We start from the raw sequence: 20,305 nt of genomic DNA on the forward strand, positions 1-20,305 counted from the left end.
GAATTAGAATCCTGCAAAAATACTTCTTTTAATTGTGAATTATAAATTGTGAATTGTTAATTCAAGTGTAAAAAAATTAGGGTGTGAAATGTAAGATGTCAAAAGCAAAAAGCCACTTGCATAACACAATTAACAATTCATAATTTACAATTTACAATTTAAACCCTCTCAATATCTTCTTCTGGTTCTGCAACAGGTTCCGCATTATCATCCAACCATGCTACAAACAATTTATATCCTATTGAAAATACAATAGGCCCAACAAATAACCCGATGAAACCTGACATAATGAAACCGCCAATCACACCTAAAAAAATCACAAGCATAGGTACAAGAGCTCCTTTTCCTAATAGAAGCGGTTTTAAGACATTATCTGACAATCCGCTGATGATAAAAAATATCGTCCAAAAAACGGCGTGACCAGAATCTCCAGTTGAGAAAAGATAAATGATCACTCCAATATTAATTATAATTGGTCCAATCTGTAAAATAGAAAATATCAAACAAATCAAAGTCAATATTCCTGCGTACGGAATATCAGCCCAAAACAAGCCGATAGCTTGAATAATGGTCTGAATAACCGCAACTCCCAAAATCCCTTTCACCACTTGGTAAATAGTAGAAACCGAAATCGTCATAATTTCTTCAGCTTCATTTCCTGCAATTTTTTTCAGGAATTTCATAAAGAAAGCTTTACCTCCTGGCGATACTAATAAAACACCAGCAATAATAACCGAAAGTATAAATTGCAAAAATGCAGCGCCAGAACTCAAAATGCTAGCCATAATTTTAGAAGACAATTCTTTTATCTGATCTTGATATTTAACAACGCCTTGTTCTAAATCTGTTGACATTGAAAGTAAAAACTCATAGAGCGGTTTACCTATTATGGGCCATTCTTTTATAGAAGCACCTGGCGGACTAATTTTAAGTGTTCCTGCTTCAAAACTATTTTTCAGTTCTAAAAAATTTCCCGTTGCCGCTTTCAGAAAATAAATTAAAGGCAGCACCATAATGGCAATAATCAATATAGTAATAACAACCGATGCTAATGCTTTTCTTCCTTTTAATATTTTCTGTAATGAATTAAATATCGGATAAAATACAACAGATAATATTACAGCCCACAAAATAGGCATAAAAAAAGGCAACAGTAATTTAAGGCAAAATCCCACAAGCAGGAAAATGAAAAATAATTGCAAAATAGTATCGAAAAGTTCTTTCTTTTTATTCGAATTGATTGTTTTCATGGTTATTGTTTTTAATGGTGAATGGTAATTTTGAGTTGTGAATTGTTAATGGTAAATGATTTCTTTAAATCCTTACTCTGCTTCTCTAATCTTGCTTCTTCTCAGTCTTACTAATAGAAAAATTGGCATCTGAAACCAGCCTTCCAATCAAGATTATCGGATATAAAACTCCTGTAAGCACCTCAATCTGAACCAGAGAGCGAGCCAAAGGATGAAGAGGCGCTATTTCGCCAAAACCTGTTGATGTGATACAGATATAGCTGAAATACATAAAACTAGCCAGATCGCTATTGCTTGTAAACTTTGATTCTGTTATTTGAAAAGAACCATCAATATGCTGAAAAAGAAATAAATAAAGCGTAGACCAAAAATGAACCAAAAGCATATACACGACAATCGAGCCCACAATGCGATAAGTAGTAACAGGACCAGGCTCTAAAACTTTTATTAAGACCAAAGTAATGAGAAGCAGCATAATGGCAACCGAAAGAATTAAATCGGCAAATAGGATAAAAATATTATGTTCAAAATAATTAATCCATTGTGTTATAATAAATAAAAAAGGAATTATGGAAATAAGAAAAGCTTGTTTTTTATGTTTTGATAAAGCTATAATTCCAGCAAAAAGAAACAGAATCCAAAATATATTAACCGCTGTCATAAAACGCACATAACTGCCAAAAAACGGAATGACAATAAAATGCATGATAAACAAGAGTATCAGCATGCCACTGAGTCCTTTCTCTTGAGTCCAAAAACGATATAAAAAACGGTCTTTTTGTGCTATCATAATATAAATTCCAAATATTAAATTCCAAATTCCAATCCCGAAGCCTAAGAACAAATTCCAAAAAACTAAATTCCAAATTCCAATCCTGAAGCCTAAAAACAAATTCCAAAAATTAAATTCCAAATTCCAATCCTGAAGGCTACAGATAAATTCCAAAACCTAAATTCCAAATTCCAAAACCTCGGAAAAAAATCTATATTCTATATTCTATATTCTTGCTTCTTTAATCTTGCTTCTTTAATCTCCACCCTCAAATCGGAATCGGCTCTACTTCTACTCTTCCAATTGGTCTGCGCCAAAGTTTGAAAAGAAGAATAATGAAAATGGGCAGAAAACAAACTGCCGACATGACGAGATAAATATCTTTATAGGCCAATAACATAGAAGTCTGAGAGGTCTGATTAGAAAGGCTCTTTTCAGCTTTTTTCTGCGATTCGGCATCTGATAATCCCATATATAAAAATTGCCTTTTCGAATTTTCCAGCTGCTGTTCGGCTTGTTTGTTTATTGGGCTCAACTGCTGGCTTAAACCTGTTTTATGCTGTAAATTCATATTCGAAATAAAAGTTCCTAAAACAGCGCCTCCGAGTAAAGAAGCAAAAACAGCCTGAGCAATAATTCCCGTCATCATGCGCGATGTGCTCAAAAACGGTGGAATTCCTTCTGAAATATATAAGAGCGAAACTGGAAAAAGAAACCCCATTCCTAACCCTTTAAAAATTAATGGCAGATAGAAATCAGATGCATCGATTCCTGGATAAAATCTGAAAAAGAGTATAATATGATACATTCCGTAGCAAGCGAAACCAATTACCCAAATCGTAGCCAGATAAATGCGTTTGTATAAAAGATAAGTCGAAAGCGGAATCGAGATGCATAATCCAATTAAAAGCGAAAGATGCGTTACCGCTCCCAAAACAGGATCAAAACCCAAAATATTGGTCATATAGCTTGTTACGACACTTCCAGTTCCGTTCATTATTCCGATATAAAACATCAAAAATGCCCCCGGAATGACATTCTTAAATTTGTAAACATCTGGATTAATTAAAGGTTCTGCGGTAAAACGAACATGAAGCAGATAGATTCCTGCTACTATAAATAAAACTGCAAAAGCCAGCGTTATTTTAGGATCGCTAAACCAATTTCTAGTTTGTCCTTCGGCACATAAAAAGAGAATAATGGTAAAAAACAAAATCAGGATAATCCAGCCTCGCCAATCAAATTGAAATTTGGTTTTTAGAGGCGCCACATCAGCTTTATAAAAATACCAAGCCAGAATAATACAGATTAAAAAATTGACATTCAGGAAATAAATTCCAAACGTCCAGTTATGAAAACTCACAAAATGTGCTCCTAAATATTGATACAAATGCTGACTCCCTTTTTGTATAAACTGAAAAATTCCGTACATCAAAGCCATATTAAGAGCAGGATTGTACTTTAATAAAATAGGCACCATCGAAGCAAATATTCCGATAATAGAAACTATTGCCAAAAGAGAACGGCATAAAACAAACCAAGCGATCGTTGGCGCAAACAATGAAGCCGTATTGAAAAGCAGAGACAAAAATGAAACGGATAAAATCATGGTACGAACCTTAATCTGTTTTCCCAGTTTTAATCCTAGAGGCAAAAAAGCAAGCATTGCAAAAATGGGAATATAAACCGCATAACTAAAAGCAGTTGTAGAAGGCCCGAAATGGCCTAATATCTGCGAATTATCATAAGTCGTAACATTGAGTCCGTTAAAAAAAGGAATCGTCAGGATATATAATCCTGTCAGTGTAAAAAGGCTCCTTTTTTTTCCTGCAAACATCTCTTATTTTTTTACTTCAACAGTTACATTCATTCCTGGTCTTACTTCCTGAAGCTCTTTAGACGGAGTTTCAAATTCAATTTTAACTGGAATACGCTGGGTGATTTTCACAAAATTTCCAGTTGAATTATCGGGTTCGACCATTGAGAATTTGGCTCCAGTCGCAGGAGAAAAACCAGCCACTTTTCCTTTAAATTCTTTTCCGTCCAAAGCATCAATCGTAATGGTCACTTCTTGTCCGTGTTTTATTTTCTCGATTTGAGTTTCTTTGAAATTGGCCGAAATCCATAATTTTTCAGTCAGAACCATTGTAGCAATAGTTTGATTAGCATTAATTAACTCGCCAATAGACAAATTTCTTTCACCCACAAAACCATCAGCTGGCGCCATTATAGCCGTGTAAGACAACTGTAATTTTGCCGCGTCAAGATCTGCTTTTTTTCTGGCAACGGTTGCAGTGGCTGCTTCGAGATTAATCGAACTTTGTTTGGTAATTGAACTGCTAGCATCTAGACCTTTTCTGCCTGCCTTAACGTATGCTTCTTCCGATTTTAATTTAGAAATAACCTGATCATATTGGTTTCGCGTCACTGCCGAATCTGCATACATATTCTTGAAACGCTGATAATCTTTTTGAGCTTTTTCTAAACTTGCCAAATCTCCTGCCAATTTTTCTTTTCCCGAAGCCTGATTAGAAACTGAAGTCGTTATATTTTGTTGCAGCGAATGCAGATTTCCTTCGGCTATAGCCAAATCTGCTTCGGCCTGTTTGACTTTAATAATGTATTCTTCGTCGTCTAAAACAACCAATGTATCTCCCTTTTTCACCTGCTGATTGGATTCAAATTTTATTTCTTTAATATGGCCAGTCGCACGCGCCGCAATATTATTTATGTAAGCTTCAACTTGTGCATTATTGGTAGTTTCATAGGAACTGAAATCAAAGAACAAACTTAAAATCCACAATCCTCCTGCAATTAAAAAAACAAAAGACAATACCGTAAGAATCCTATTTCTTCTTTTTTCATTTTTCTGAACCGCTCCATTTTGTGTATCTGCTTCGCTCATAACAAAAAGTATTAAAGTTTGCCCATTGCATATTGAAGGGAGTAATATTGAATGATTAAATCTAAATTGGCGTTTACAAGTGAAATTCTAGAATTATTTAATTGCAATTCAGCATCGACAATCTCGCTGATTAAAGCAAAATCGTTATCATATCGACTTTTTACAATTTTATAATTGCTCATTGACAGCTCTACATCTTTTTTATAGGTTTTAATATTTTCTTTGCTTTCTACATATCTCACGTACGCATTTTTAACTTCGGTAGTAATCTGATCTTTGGTCACTTCTAGAGCTATATTGCTTTTATCAATTTCCAATTTATCGCTGCCTATGCGGTGTTTCAGGTTATAAAAACTCGAAAGATCCCAATTCAAAGAAAGTCCCGCTGCCCAATAATTGAGGATATTAACATAATTGGGCCACTGCGCCGGATATTCGGTATTCAAAATTAAGTTTGCATTTAAGCTCGGTTTAAATCCGCTTTTGGTGAGACTTAATGAAGATTCTGATAACTTAATTCTTATATCTGCCCGTTTCATCTCTTCCCTATTCAGAAATGCTTCTTCTAAACTTTCCTGCAGATTCATATTTTCTGTCGGAATCATACTTTCTGCCACTTCAGGTTTCAGAATTGTATTGGTCGGAAATCCGATTAATATATCCAAATAATTGCTGATGAGCTGAATCGTATTGGTGCTTCTAAAAACAGAAACCTTAAAATTAGACTGCTGTAACTCGGTTCTTAAAAGATCACTCGTAAGATTCTGACCATTTTTTACACGTGATTTTAGCTGATTTATTCGGATATCGGTATTGATAATATTCTGTTTCGTAACCTCAATCTGACGGTATAATTTCTCAAGCGTAAAATATTGTTCTGTGATGGCATTTTTGACGTCGGCTTCGGTCATTTTTACAGCCGATTCCTGCATCTCACTAATTAATTCCTGCTGATTGATTCTAGTATTAATGGCATTTCCGGCATAAATTGGGAGCGAAGAAATAATATTGGCAAAGGCCTGATGATCGTAATAATCTACGGTAACATTTCTAGCATAAAATCCTTCGTAAAGTTTAGGATCTCCGATATAATTGTAACCGCCGTTTAAACTTATTCTTGGCATTTTTGCAATTCTAGCCTGACTGACATTTTCGTTGGCAATTGCCAAATCGGCATTTGCCAGTTTCAATTGCCGGTTATTTTTAATGCCTAATAAAATTGCTTCATCGAGTCTTATCTTTTTTGCAGATGCCAGACTACTGGTATCTTGCTGCGCAAAACTTAAATTACAGCAGTACAATAAGACAAAAGTCAAATATTTTAAATTTAAAACTCTAAATTGCCAATAATACATCCGATTATATTGATTTAATTTTTCATTTTTGGGAATCTGTAATCAATATTCTTCAACAACCTTTCGGTAAAACTTGAAATCTTTCTTAGAAAAAAGCCACGGCGTAAACTCTGAAATTGTTTTTTGCAATTATTATTCTGACAATAAATTTAAACAATTATTATTCAACACTTTATAGTACAAACACTTAAAATTGTTCCAATTTATAAATTGAAACAATTTTAAGCGCTTTCAAGACCAATTTTAAGCAAAAAAAATTGCGACAATCAGATGGATCATTGCAATTTTAGAAATAAATCAAAATGTAGTTATCGGCTTATAATTTTTATTTTTCAGGTTTCTCAGCATCGAGTAAAATAGCCAATTGAATGCATGGCGAGTCTGATTTATTACTCCACGCATGATTAGTTCCGCGCTGAATTACAATATCTCCAGCTTTTAACAAAGTTTCTTCTTCGTCTACAATCAGGTAAATTTCACCAGAAATGATGATGATATAATCTAACGTGTCTGTCTGATGCATTAAAGGATGCGGTTCTCCTTCTGTGACTATCACACCCAAATCTTTATCAGGCGGGATCTGCACATAACGGAAATAACTTCCGTTTTTTGGCGTATTGGGAAAAGCGGTATTCTCAATAACTTTTTCCTCAAATTTTGCGGGTGTAGAATCTGTAGACCAGATATCAGAAATAATTAATCCTGGAAAATGCTCCGATACATTCGAAACAATTTCATCTTGTTCTATAATTGATTTTCCGTTTCGTAAACCTGTTACAATTCTCCTTGGTATTGTTCTCATTCTTTATATTTATTTTGGTAAAAACAGTTCATTCCGTTAGGAATGTTTGCTTGGTAGAATCAAATTTCAAAGCCCATTTATACGTTCCGTAGGAACGTCTGATAAACGAGGCAAATCGTATCCTGAAACAGGTGTCCCTACAGGACACAACGTAAAACGATATCATTTTTTTCTACCGATGAGATATTCCTACGGAATATTATCCCATTAAAAACCTAACAGGTTTTGAAAACCTGTTAGGTTTAATACTAACTAATCTAACTCAAACCATTCATTTACTTCTCTTGCAATGGTATCTTTAATTTCCGGATTCTCAAATTCATTTGAAACCGGATTATATTCATAATCTTTTTTCCATTTTTTATAATTTGAAGCTACTTTTTCAATCGCATCGCAGATATAAAAAAGCTCTTCATTACTCATAATTGGATGAAGTGACAAGCGCACCCAACCTGGTTTATTGGTCTGATTTCGCTGTAATAATTCATTTGTAATTTCAGCCGATTTCTTTTCGCTGATATTAAACAGATAATGAGCATACGTACTTGCACACGACCAGCCCCCGCGAACCTGAATCCCGAAACGATCATTTAAAAGTCTAACGATCAAATTGTAATGAATATCTTCGATTATAAACGAAACACAGCCAATTCGCTCAGTGGTTAAATCGCCTAAAATGGATAACCCTTTTATTTTTTGAAGCCTCGAAAAACAAAGATCAAGCAATTCTTTTTCTCTTTTTTTGATATTCTCAACTCCCATTTGTTCTTTTAATTCTAGAGCCAATGCAGTTCTAATAACTTGCAAAAAACCAGGAGTTCCGCCATCTTCTCTAACTTCTATTACATCGCTGTAACAATATTTCCCTAAAGGATTAGTCCATTTTACATTTCCTCCACCTGGATTATCTGGAAAATCAGATTGGTATAATTTTTCATTAAAAACCAAAACACCGCAAGTTCCAGGTCCGCCTAAAAATTTATGCGGAGAAAAGAAAATCGCATCCAATTGTTCTTCTGGATTTTCAGGATGTATATCTATTTTTACATACGGTGCCGAAGCTGCAAAATCTACAAAACAAAGTCCGCCGTTTCGGTGCATGATTTTGGCTAATTCGTGATAAGGCGTAATAATTCCCGTGACATTCGAACAAGCTGTAAACGAACCGATTTTTAAGCTTCTGTCTGCATATTTTTTGATTGCCGATGAAAGAGCTTTTGGGTCGACTAAATTGTTCTCATCAGGTGGCAGAATAACCACTTCGGCATTTGTTTCATACCACGAAACCTGATTGGAATGATGCTCCATGTGCGTAATAAAAACCACAGGTCTATCTTCTTCCGATTTGGTTCGAAGCGCCATAATACGCTGCAGTTTCGATAAAGCTGCCGTCATACCGCTTCCTGTAGTTACCAGAACATCAGATTCGTTAGCATTAACCGATTTTTTAATAATATCTCTCGCATGCTGATACGCATAAGTAGATGTTTTTCCTGTCTGACTTGAAAGCGAATGCGTATTGGCAATCATAGGACCAATTTTATTGAGCATTATATCTTCGATCGGAGCATATAATCTTCCGCTGGCAACCCAGTCTGCGTAAACTAAATTTTGTTCTCCGTAAACCGATTCGAAAGTATGGTCAATTCCTACTGTATTTTCTCTAAATTTAGAAAAGTAACATTCAGGTTCTGTTGGTTTTGTTGTTGGCTCAATAGCATTCATATCCTTGTCATTTTAATTAATTAAATTTATTATTGATTGAATCTTTTTAAACACATAGAAACATAGATTATATTCTAAATAATAGGTATTTGAAAAAATCTAGATTTTCACACATAGTTATGTTTGTTAAAACAAATGAAATGCCTTGTTAGATAAAGAAAAACTATGTTACTATGTGTTTAAATAAATTAATTTGCCTGCCCTAAAAGTCTTTTTAATGTAGCTTGCAATTCTTCTCCGTGCAGGTTTTTGGCAACAATTATTCCTTTAGAATCTACCAAATAATTCCCCGGAATAGCTCTCACACCATATAATTTAGCAACGGCACTGTTCCAGAAAAGTAAGTCAGAAACGTGTGTCCAAGTTAGATTATCATCCTTGATTCCTTTAATCCAGTTTTCTTTCTTTTTATCTAAAGAAATCCCAACGATATTAAATCCTTTATCATGAAATTCTTTGTAAGCGGCTACAATATTCGGATTCTCTCTTCGGCATGGACCGCACCATGAAGCCCAAAAATCGACTAAAGTGTACCCTTTCAAATTATCATAAAGGCGAACTGGCTTTCCATCAGGATCATTGGCTGTAAAATCAGGGGCTTTTTTACCTACTGCTAATCCGTCTAAAACAATAGCCAGTTCTTTTAATTCTTTCACGTAAGTGGTATTATGAAGGCTTTTATCCAGCAAAGCAATATTTTGCGTTATCTGTTCTGGCGTTAATCTGTACGACCAATTTCTGTACAATACATAAGCCGAAACAATAGATTTTGGATGCTCTGTTATGAATTTGCTTATTTCTACATCTTTGCTCTTTTTATAGGTTTCGAACAAATCTTGAGAAGACGAACCTTCAACCACAGAAGCGGTATAATATTTCTTTGGACTCAGTTTTACGGTAATCGGGTCTTTTTCAAGGAAAACATACAAAGGCGAACTTTCTGTATTGACGCTTAATCCGTATAAATCTGGCGTTTTCACTTTTGTTTTAAAACTAAAGTTTCCGTCTTTTACTTTTGCCGAATCAATTGTAGTAAACATTTTATTGTGAAACTTCTGCAAATAAACGTATTGCGCCACAGTGTCGACAACAGTTCCTTTTAATTGTAAATTATTTTCTTGAGCTTGAGTTTGAGCAGCTCCAAAAAGCAAAGCAAAACCTAATAGTATTTTTTTCATTTTATTTTTGATTTTAGATTAGACAAAAGAATTTCAGGCCAATGCCAAAAGCCATTAGCGTAAATGTTATTTTATAAAAGGAGTCTGGGAGAAACTATCGCTTTCGCATTCAGAAAAAGGCAAAACTGCTTTCTTCAAAAATCGAATTCAAAAGTTCATAACTGGCGTACAAAATTAATTCTGCTTTCATAATAAAGATTTTAATTGGATGATCTTAAACAGATTTACGGAGAAATCTTTCTTATCTGCCCGCACACAGCGGAAGGATTTAGCACCTTATTCGGCAACAGGTTGCTAAGACTTCAATGGGCCTACTCCCTCAGTCTTTCTGGATAAGTATCATTATATAAATTTTCTGCGACACAAATATATAGTAATTCTACCGAATTAGTCAAGTTTGAATTATATTTTTTTCAAGTTTTTATTTAGAACCACATTTTAAACAAATCCAAACAGATAAAAATCAACAAATTAACACAAAAAAAATATTTTCAAGATGTACTTTTTTTATAAAAGAAATTCACACATTTTACTTTTAAAAAAGAAAAACACAATTCAACTCTCAAATAAAAGCATGCAAATACTTTTTTTTAGATTCGAAAAAGCTTCTTTTAATCCGTTTTCAAAAAATAGCAAACCGCTCCGAGATTGGCTGCAGTATTCATATAATGCTTCGCAGTACATTTCGCATCATCTGCTATAAAATCGCCTTTTCTTGCATTATTAAATATCTTTTGCTTTTTGCTCAAACGGCAATGTTATAATAAAAATAGCTCCTTTATTAGAAATTCCTGTTGCAGTAATACTACCTCCGTGACGTTCAGCTATTTTTTTACAAAGTGACAACCCTAAGCCAGTTCCTTCATAACGATCCTTAGAATTTAATCGGGTAAAAGTTTCAAAAATGCGTCCTGTTTGATCAAGATCAAAACCAATTCCGTTGTCTTCTACGGTAATTATCGCAATTTTGTTACCCTCTTCAATTTGTTCAGTTGCAGTAATATTAATTTCTGGTGGCGTTTCTTCTCTAGCAAACTTAATCGAATTATTAATCAGATTATAAAAAAGCTGATACAGCAAGACAGAAGCTCCGTCTATAATTGGAAGTTTTTCAAAATAAATTTTACCATTTGATTCTTGAAGAGCAATTTCGAGATCGGTTTCTATATTTTTAATAACTTCATTTAAATCGACAATTGTTGTTTTTTGCGAATCGGCATTCATTTTAGAATACGCGAGTACGCCATCAATCATATTAAACATACGATCTGCAGCGACATGGATTCGTTCAATATATTTTGATGAAGATTCGTCAAACTGCCCAGCCATGTGATCTTCCAGACGGCTTAAAAAAGTTTTTATTTTTCGCACTGGCTCTTTTAAATCATGCGAGGCAACATGCGCAAACTGCTGTAAATCTTCGTTAGAGCGCTGCAATTCTTTGGTGCGATCTGCCACTAAAATTTCCAACTTTTCGGTAGTAGACTTTTGCTCATGAATATCGGTGCAAGTACCAAACCAATTGGTAATTATGCCCTCTTTGTCTCTAATAGGGAGCGCTTTGCTTAAAAACCAACGGTATTCTCCTGTATTAGCATTTTTTAAACGAAATTCAAGCTGATATGGAAGTCCCGCATTAACACTCTCGTACCAAGTCTTTGATACTAAATAAACATCATCTGCATGTAATTTTGAAATCCAGCTTGGATCTCCAAATTCATGTTCTTCAAAGCCCGTATATTCGTACCAACGGCTATTGTAATAATCAACAAAACCTTCTGAATTGGCTGTCCAGATAATTTGTGGCACCAAATCTGCGAGCTGTCTAAATCGTTCTCCACTTTCTGCTATAACATTTTGAAGTTCTTTTTGCGAAGTAATATCACTTGATGCTCCAAACCATTCTATAATTTTTTCTTGATCATCTAAAATTGGCACTACTCTAGAAAAAAACCAGCTGACAGAATCGTCTTGATTAATGACTCTATGCTCCATTTCGAAAATAGATTTTTCTACTATTGATTTCGAAATAAGATGAACGGCCATTTGCAAATCGCTAGCATGAATAAATTTATCCAGCCAATTCACGCCTCGTTCTCTTTGATTAGTCAAGATTCCATCTCCTTCTAGGTTTTGCATAATCATCCAATCCGCATCCATGCGATAAACCAAATCTGATGATGCGTTGACTAGAGCTCGAAAACGGCTTTCGCTTTCTTCCATTTTTTGTCGGGCTACAACTTGCTGTGTAACCTCAACCGCCACTTGTATCATTCCTGTTATCTGTCCGTCTTCAATTAACGGACGATAAGCCAAATTATAATAATAGTTTTTTAATTCTCCTGTTCGGTTGTGCGGAACCAAAACTTCACTTTGATCAAAAGGAATTCCTTCATTGTAAACTTTTAAAACTTGTTCCCAAACATATTGTCCTTCTAGTTCTGGCAAAACATCAATCATTCGCATGCCTACAATTTCTTCTCCGCGTCCAATCATTTGAAGCATATGTTTGTTTATCTGCTCAATAACAAGATCGTCTCCTCTAAGTACCAAAGTTGGCGCTGGAGTCTGATGAATCATTTTACGGAAACGGCTCTCATTTTGCTGCAACTTTTCTTCTGCCAATTTACTTTCGGTTATATCTCTTGTTGTTCCTGCAACTCCTTCTACTTCGCCTTTTTCATTAAAAACGGGAACAAAAATATAGTCGTAAATTCTTCTTCCAAATTCTGCATGCGGAAAAGAAACCGTTCCTCTAATTGGCTTTTTATTAGCTACAACAGCATCAATTTCGCTTTCATGCATTTCGGCATGCCAATCTTCATAACCATTTTCTCTTAATCCGCGGCCAATAGAATCTTGTTCTGTTTTGCCCCACATGGTTAATAAAGCTTTGTTTGCGTAAATGAACTTATAATCAAGATCAAAAACATAAACCAAATCGGGAGTGCTGTTTATTACAGAATTGTAAAGTCTTTTTTGTTTTTCTGCATCAATCAATGCTTCATTCAATGCAGTTTCTGCTTGTTTTTTCTCGGTGATATCTTCCATTGTTACCACCAGCAATTGGTCTTGAGTCACAGCAGTAAATCGGAACCACTGTTTTACGGTTTCAGTACCGTACCATTGTTCAAAATTAGCTGGAATAGTGGTTTCTAAAGTTTCAATAAACTTCTCACGAGCTTCTGTTCCATTTGCGTTAGAAAAAACCTCACTATATCTTTTATCTTTATAATCTGAATTACCAATCCAGTTTATTAGATAAGCATTACATAATAATATCGAAAAATCTTCCGCTTTGCCCTTTTTATCATACAAAGGTTTCAAGACTGCAATACCATTTGGTGCAGAATTAAAAACGGTTTGAAAAAGGTCTAGATTATGTATTAGCTCCATTAAAATATTTTATGAAAATAATTTCTAATGCTGTTTTTTGCTGCCAATGAAACTTAAAATTGTTAAATTCTTTCTCAAATATAAATAAAAACACGATTGTCTGTTTAAAAAATTAAAAAAGCCAAATCGTTTAAGATTCAGCTTTTTTTGATTTGATTATGATAACGGTTGCTATTGTTTAATATGCAAAAGAGCGGAGAATTATTCCGCTCTTTTTAAAATTAATCTGTTTTTGTTTCTTCATTTCCAAAAGTACGAATATTCATATTGGAATTGGAATTACTTTTATGTCTCAGTTCTTCATAGTCACTATCATCTCCCCAATCTCCCGTATTGGTATGCTGATTAGGATTCTCACTCTCATTTAAATGCTCCTCTATATTTTCGTCATTTGGAAAATACATATGGTATCCTAAAATAGGATCCCAGTTTGATTCCTGAGTACGATCAATACCATCTTGGAATAAATCGTTTTGTTCATTTCTTGTTTCCATTTTCTACAATTTTACACCCTCAAAAATTGAAAGCCCGATTATTATTTCATTCGTAAGTTAGTAAAATTCAACAAATTAAATCACAACCCATTATATCATTTAACGAAAAATTTACATGATTTCCTATTGGCAAATAAATGTTCTGCTGCGTTTTGATTTAGCATTTATTAGTATCCTAAAACTAAAAAAGCCTGTAAAAACAAAGTTTACAGGCTTTTTGAAATTATCTTATTTATTTAAAATTAACTCTTAAAAAGTTACCAGTTTTACCCCCAAAGTAAACCAGCGAGATGGCAATGGCACTGCCCCTACTTCATAATATGTTGCATTAAAAATATTCTGTCCATCTAAGAAAATGGTGAACTTATTAATCGCCTGACTTACTCTAAAGTCATTTACCCAGTAAGATGGCCCTGTAATTCTTTCGTTAAAACGAGTTGCAAACATTACAGATAAGTTTTTAAACTGATAATCTATTGTATTGGTAATTTGATGTTTTAATGACGAAATTGCATATTTTGAATACGTTTCTGTACGCGTACTTTTAAATTCAGAATCTAAATATGTGTAAGCCAAAAGAATACTTAATCGAGAATCTTTAGAAAAATCGAATCTGTAATTTCCACGTAAATTAATTCCGTTTGTGTTCAAATCTCCTTTGTTCTGACTCTGCCAAGGCACATTTGTAGCATTACGCATCCAATCGATGTAATTGTCTATTTTTCTGTAGAAATAATTCGCATTTAAGCTCAAAGCTCTTTTGTTGTATTTGAAACCAACTTCACTTTGAAAAGCATTTTCTGAATCTAGGTCAGGGTTTCCGATATTTCCAGTCTGTTTCAGATATAAATCTGTAAACGATGGAATTCTCTGGCTTGTTCCCACATTACCAATAATTTTAAAGGCATCGGTAATGGCATAACTAGCATCAATTCCCGGATAAATCTGCCATTTATAGTCTGAATTGTAATTTAAATACGTTCCGATATTTACGTCTAACTTTTCAGTAAAACTTCTTCTGTATTCAGCATAAAGTCCCACATTTTCGCGATCGTGGTCTCCAATGTTCGAAGAGTGGATATTTTCGTTTCTAAATTCGGCTCCAAAACCAATTTCTCCTTTAGATAATTTAACTGTAGAGTTCAATTCTCCTGCAATAGAATTCGTATAATGCTGACTTCTTCCAACAGCCAGATTCGAATTTCCTAAATAACGGTAATCGTCATAATTGTAGCGATACGTTATTCTAGGCATAATTTTCCAGCTTTCTGTAATTTGATGATTGGACTGAAGATTGGCAAATGTAGTCTGAACAATTTCTGTTGAGTTTTTATCTCCAGGCGCAGCGTAAAAACCGTTTGCTCCAAATCCGTTGTTAATGTAGCCTGCAGAACCTAAAATTTCATTTTTATCATTGATCTGAACATTTCCCTGATAGAAAATTTTATTATTTTCGAATGCTGTGTTATAACGGTATCCGTTGCTTTTATCGTGCGAAGCAAAAAGGATATGCTGCTGTTTTTCTTTACCTAAAACAGCTCCTGCCTGAACTCCTGCTCCATAAAAAGTATCTCCTGTATCCTGAGTATCTTTTTCGAAATTTGATCCTGCGTAAGTGCTAACCATAAATCCAGAATCAGTTGGCTTTTTGGTAATGATATTAATTGCTCCCGTTAAACTGTTGATTCCGTAAATTCTCGCTGCTGGTCCGCGAACAACCTCGATTCTTTCAATTGCTTCAACTGGAAGAGGCAGGTTCAACATATTATGGGCAGTTTGCGAATCGATTACTTTTGCTCCGTTCAGCAAAACAACAGTCTGCTCAAAACTTCCACCATCAACACTAATGTCGGCTTGAGTTCCAAAAGGCCCTCTTTGTCTAATATCTACTCCGTTGGCATATTGCAATACTTCTTGCAATGTTCTTCCTGGCAGTTTTTTAATGGTTTCGCTCGAAATAACATATACATTTCTATTTTGTTTAGAAATTGGTGTATTAAAACGGCCTTCATTAATAATGACTTCATCCATTTGGTTGATGGAATCTTTTTTTGTCTGTGCGTAAAAATTGGTACAAATTACTGCAAAGGCAGCAAAATAGATCTTTTTCATTTTGGTTTTTATTTTTTTTGGCAAAAGTAATTGCTTACCGTACCAACAAAGCATACCAGTTTTATAATTACAACTAGTCCGGATGAATTAATGATCTATTTTGCCAAAAATCAAGCAAAAGTGAGAGATATTACTTATAAATCAAATATTTAGCGCACATTTTTTTAATGCAACGAAACTTTCTTTACAACTGTTTCTGATTTCTTCTTCTGAAATTCCAGCCTCAATCTGATTATGATTAATTTTTTTAATCATGTTTATTTTTTTGCCACAAATTAAAATGATTAAAAAAGATTTTTTTATTTGGTTGCGCTTAGTTTTTTTTCACGCAGATTTTGCAGATTTAAGCAAATCAATATAGATTATAAAATTTAAATAAATCTGCTTAAATCTGCAAAATCTGCGTGAAACAAGAAATCATTTTAATCATTTTAATCTGTGGCTAAATTTTTCTCACAGATTGAAAAATTAATTCGTGAAAATTCGTGTAATTCGTGGCAAACTTTTATTTATTAATTTGCCTCCAGATTTTAGCACTAAAATCGTCTTTGTACATTAATCGGTTTGTTCTAGTTGGGTTAACTCGATTGGTCAGAATGATTAAAAATCGATTTGTATTTCTATTCATAAAGAAAAAAGTTCCTGTAAAACCCGTATGTCCAAAATCGTCTTTTGTAAAGAACTCATCTGGTTTTCTTTTATCGAAACCTAAACCACGATAAATTCCTTCTTTAGCAAGCGGAGAGTCAGTAAACTCTTTTACGACTTTGGCTTTTAGAATATGTTTTCCTTTATAATTTCCGTTATTCATTAGCATTTTGCAGATTACGGCAATTGATTCTGCGTTGGCAAATAAACCGGCATTTCCGGAAACACCGCCAAAAATAGCAGCAGCCTCATCGTGCACATAACCTTTTACGGTATCTTTTCTGAAAAAATTATCTACTTCAGTTGGCATTACATTATCTATTGAAGTCCATTTTAGCGGATTATATCCAATTTTTGAAATGCCTAATTCTTTATAAATTTCATTGGTAAACTGATCGAGTTTTTTTCCTGTTTTGGTTTCAATCATTTGCTTCACCAAAAGCAAGTTTAAATCGCTATACAAATATTTCCCTCTCGGATTTGTATTTGCCTTTGCAATTCTCTCATAAACCGATGGATAAAACTCTGGATTGAGCCACATGTTTTTATAAATCTGAACCCAATTTTCTTTTGGTTCAAAAACCAGATATTTAGAATCGTAAACAATATTTTTGTTCACAAACATATTATCAAAAGGCTCAACATATAGTTCCGATTTTTGATTGCTCAAAAAAGGCGAATTATCTGGTGTAGAAAGCAATGCTTGATAAAAAGTAATACTTGGCGTTAATCCGGAAGTATGCGTTAAGAGCTCAAAAAGCGTTAAATCTGAAATAGCTGTGTTTTTATACATCGGAACAATTTCGCCGACTTGATCTGTCAATTTAATTTTTCCATCTCCAACCAAACGCATTGTTACAAGAGTCGCTCCTAAAACTTTAGACATTGAAGCTAGATCAAAAACATCATCTGATTTTACTAACTGTTTTTTGGTGTAATCATGATGACCGTAATTTTTGGTTATCAGATTAAAATCTCCTGTTCCTACAATAATTTGTGCTCCCGGAAAAAAGCCTTTTTCCAGCGCATTTGTCATCATCGAATCAATGTAAACTTTATTTCGTTCTAAACCATCTAGTTGTTTTGAGTTTTCCTGAGAATAACCTTTTGCTCCCAGAAAAATCAAGAAAACCATTAAAATTTTGATGCCAATATTTTTCATAGTATTATGGATTAATTTTTAAGTCCTGACTTGCCATCAAAGGCTCATTATTGGTTCCGGTAATTTGTATTCTAACCGCTTTTACAGACTGTTTCGGATAAATTGATGCGTTTCCGTAATCGAAATTATCTCCTTTTATAAAATCAATTCCATTGTATGAATACTCCACAAAACCATTATTAATGATAAATCTCGGGTGATGCGGAATTCCAGTTAAAACATCAATTTTAGAAGACGTTACAGGATTGGTAAAAGTATACAAAATCCAATCGCCATCTTTGCAAGCAACATCGGTACGCAAATACGATTCTTCATTATAATCTTGCAGATTCGAAATTGGAAACTTCGGATTTTCCGCCATCGACGAAGTCACTTTCACTTCTGGTTCCTGATAAGGCGAACAATTGAATTTTACATTTGCTGCAGATTTTTTCTCTTCTTTATTTTCGACTGTAAAATCTAATCTATACGTATTTTTTTCGTTGTAATTATCAATCAAAAATCTCAAACGAGGTTTTGATTTTAATGCTTTTTCGTCTACATAAGTCTGAATCAATTTATCGTTTTCAAAAAGCGAAACATTTTTGATTGTTCCGTTTGTTCCGTCATCTGTTGGATTAAAACTTAAATACCAAATGCCTTTTTTATCTACATGATCTGAGATGTTTTCAGAAATCGTTAAAACTTCTGCTTTTGATGTATTCCACTTGGCAACAGGGAGTTTTTCAGCTTTTACTGCTGGACTTGCTGAATATTCATTAAAAAAAACTCTGAACATATATTGCTCGTAATTTTTCGCTTGAATTGGTCCAGTATATAAAGGCGATTGTCTTGTTGGCTCATTTCCGTCTTTATCAAATCGTACAACCGCACCTTCATACGGTGGAGTTACTGTAATCGTTCCGTTTTTATAAATAGCTGTTGGAGGAAAATCTCTGAAAGCAATTCCCATATCTGCCAATCTTTTCAAATGGCTGTTAGTTAATCTTCCATAAAAATCATCCCAGTTTTTATCTTCTTTTTTAGACCAACCAATCTCAGACAACGCACTGATTCTCGGATAACTTTGGTATTCCATAATTCTTGCAGGACGATCTAAATATTCACTCCACAAAGCACCTTGAACTCCAATTATATTTTTCTGTTCTTCGGGAGTTAAATCGGCATCTGGAATTGGTTCAAACGAATAGGCTCTTTTGGTATCTGTGATTGCTGCCCAACGATGGCCGCGTTCTGTTTCAGATTGTGCCATGTCATAATACGTAAATTGTCCTGGCATCATGATGGTTTTATACCCTTTTTTTGCCGATTCAATTCCGTAACTAATTCCTTGCCAAGCAGAAATAAGCGTATTTGGATTAATTTCTCCACCTTTCAGGATTTCATTCCAGCCGTCCGTTTTTTTATGGTATTTATCTACAATTTTTTGAACTCTTTTAAAGAAATAATTCTGAAGCTGAAAACTGTCTGTAAATCCTTCTTTTGCCATTAAAGCCTGACATTTTGGACAATGTTCCCAATTGGCACGATTCACTTCGTCTCCCGCAACATGAATATATTCGAAAGGAAATAATCCTGAAACTTCACGAATAATTGAATCCAGAAGATCATAATTTTCTTCACGCCCAACACACCAAACATTTTTTACTTCGCCTTGAACGCTTTTAAGTTCCTGCGTTATCTCGCAACCCACTTCTGGATACGAAGCCGTTACCGCACGCGAATGCCCTGGAATTTCGATTTCTGGCATAACTGAAATACCACGATCTGCAGCATAAGCTACCACTTCTTTAATATCTTCTTGCGTATAAAAACCTCCGTAACGTTTGTCTCCCGAACCATAAGACGGCAATAAAACTTCGCCTGGACCTCTCCAAGCGCCTTTTAAAGTTAAATCTGGCAATGATTTTATTTCAATTCTCCAGCCGTTATCATCTGTTAAATGCCAATGAAAAACATTCATTTTATGGGCAACCAACCAATCGATGTAATTTTTTACGGTTTGTTTATCGAAAAATTGTCTTGAACAGTCAAGCATCATTCCACGCCAGTCAAAACGAGGATAATCTTCAATTTTAACAAACGGAAGGGTTCCTTTTTTAACTTCTTTCGCAGAACAAATCTGTAGCAAAGTCTGGAATCCGTTTAAAACGCCTTTATCTGTTTTTCCTTTTACGAAAATTCCTTTTTCATTTATTTCTAATTGATAACCTTCGTTTGGAAGATCTAATTTCTTGTCTACCAGAAATGAAATAGTATTCTTTCCGTGTTTTTTTCCAATCGAAACAATTGAGCTAATTCCTGTATTTTTTGAAATACTTGCCGAGATATAATCGGCACTATTTTTAAGTTTTTTATCTACAACAATTTTTAATGGCGAAGGAAAAACAAACTGTCCCGCACTTTGCTGAACTGATACAGGTTTGGGAATTAAATCTAATTTTTGGGCTTGTACAAAACTAAGCGAACTTAGAAATAGGGCTAATAGAAAAATATTTTTTCTCAT

General features: G+C 34.3%; 13 protein-coding genes and 1 riboswitch. All 13 genes read right to left on the minus strand.

Going from position 1 to position 20,305, the window contains the following annotated elements; translation table 11 throughout:
• Nucleotides 1-158: 158 nt before the first annotated feature.
• The 13 genes from RB618_RS12690 to RB618_RS12750 all read right to left on the minus strand — a co-directional run bounded on the left by RB618_RS12690 (nucleotide 159) and on the right by RB618_RS12750 (nucleotide 20,305).
• Nucleotides 159-1,250 (minus strand): AI-2E family transporter, encoded by a 1,092-nt coding sequence (locus tag RB618_RS12690; protein ID WP_274253855.1) that lies wholly within the window; start codon nucleotides 1,248-1,250, stop codon nucleotides 159-161.
• 85 nt (nucleotides 1,251-1,335) lie between these two features.
• Nucleotides 1,336-2,040, minus strand: coding sequence for an ion channel (locus tag RB618_RS12695; protein ID WP_308069058.1), 705 nt, complete (start codon nucleotides 2,038-2,040; stop codon nucleotides 1,336-1,338).
• Between the two features lie 250 nt (nucleotides 2,041-2,290).
• Nucleotides 2,291-3,859, minus strand: a complete 1,569-nt coding sequence (locus RB618_RS12700) for an MFS transporter (RefSeq protein ID WP_308069059.1) — start codon at nucleotides 3,857-3,859, stop codon at nucleotides 2,291-2,293.
• A gap of 3 nt (nucleotides 3,860-3,862) precedes the next feature.
• Nucleotides 3,863-4,927, minus strand: coding sequence for an HlyD family secretion protein (locus RB618_RS12705; protein WP_308069060.1), 1,065 nt, complete (start codon nucleotides 4,925-4,927; stop codon nucleotides 3,863-3,865).
• 11 nt (nucleotides 4,928-4,938) lie between these two features.
• A complete protein-coding gene (locus RB618_RS12710) occupies nucleotides 4,939-6,243 on the minus strand; it encodes a TolC family protein (RefSeq protein WP_308069061.1) in 1,305 nt (434 codons plus the stop codon).
• 364 nt (nucleotides 6,244-6,607) lie between these two features.
• Entirely contained in the window at nucleotides 6,608-7,084 is a 477-nt protein-coding gene (locus RB618_RS12715) for a cupin domain-containing protein (protein WP_308069062.1), read from the minus strand.
• A gap of 252 nt (nucleotides 7,085-7,336) precedes the next feature.
• A complete protein-coding gene (locus RB618_RS12720; protein ID WP_308069063.1) occupies nucleotides 7,337-8,809 on the minus strand; it encodes an aminotransferase class V-fold PLP-dependent enzyme in 1,473 nt (490 codons plus the stop codon).
• A gap of 188 nt (nucleotides 8,810-8,997) precedes the next feature.
• Nucleotides 8,998-9,987, minus strand: a complete 990-nt coding sequence (locus tag RB618_RS12725) for a TlpA disulfide reductase family protein (RefSeq protein WP_308069064.1) — start codon at nucleotides 9,985-9,987, stop codon at nucleotides 8,998-9,000.
• Nucleotides 9,988-10,225: 238 nt separating this feature from the next.
• Nucleotides 10,226-10,326, minus strand: a riboswitch (SAM riboswitch).
• Nucleotides 10,327-10,710: 384 nt separating this feature from the next.
• Nucleotides 10,711-13,383: a PAS domain S-box protein gene (locus RB618_RS12730; protein WP_308069065.1), complete on the minus strand. Its 2,673-nt coding sequence runs from the start codon at nucleotides 13,381-13,383 to the stop codon at nucleotides 10,711-10,713.
• 221 nt (nucleotides 13,384-13,604) lie between these two features.
• Entirely contained in the window at nucleotides 13,605-13,877 is a 273-nt protein-coding gene (locus tag RB618_RS12735; protein WP_308069066.1) for a hypothetical protein, read from the minus strand.
• Between the two features lie 249 nt (nucleotides 13,878-14,126).
• Nucleotides 14,127-15,989: a TonB-dependent receptor gene (locus RB618_RS12740; protein WP_308069067.1), complete on the minus strand. Its 1,863-nt coding sequence runs from the start codon at nucleotides 15,987-15,989 to the stop codon at nucleotides 14,127-14,129.
• A gap of 505 nt (nucleotides 15,990-16,494) precedes the next feature.
• A complete protein-coding gene (locus tag RB618_RS12745; RefSeq protein ID WP_308069068.1) occupies nucleotides 16,495-17,799 on the minus strand; it encodes a serine hydrolase in 1,305 nt (434 codons plus the stop codon).
• 4 nt (nucleotides 17,800-17,803) lie between these two features.
• Nucleotides 17,804-20,305: a family 20 glycosylhydrolase gene (locus RB618_RS12750; protein ID WP_308069069.1), complete on the minus strand. Its 2,502-nt coding sequence runs from the start codon at nucleotides 20,303-20,305 to the stop codon at nucleotides 17,804-17,806.

Origin of the sequence: Flavobacterium sp. LHD-85 (assembly GCF_030929595.1) — a bacterium.
Taxonomy (GTDB): domain Bacteria; phylum Bacteroidota; class Bacteroidia; order Flavobacteriales; family Flavobacteriaceae; genus Flavobacterium.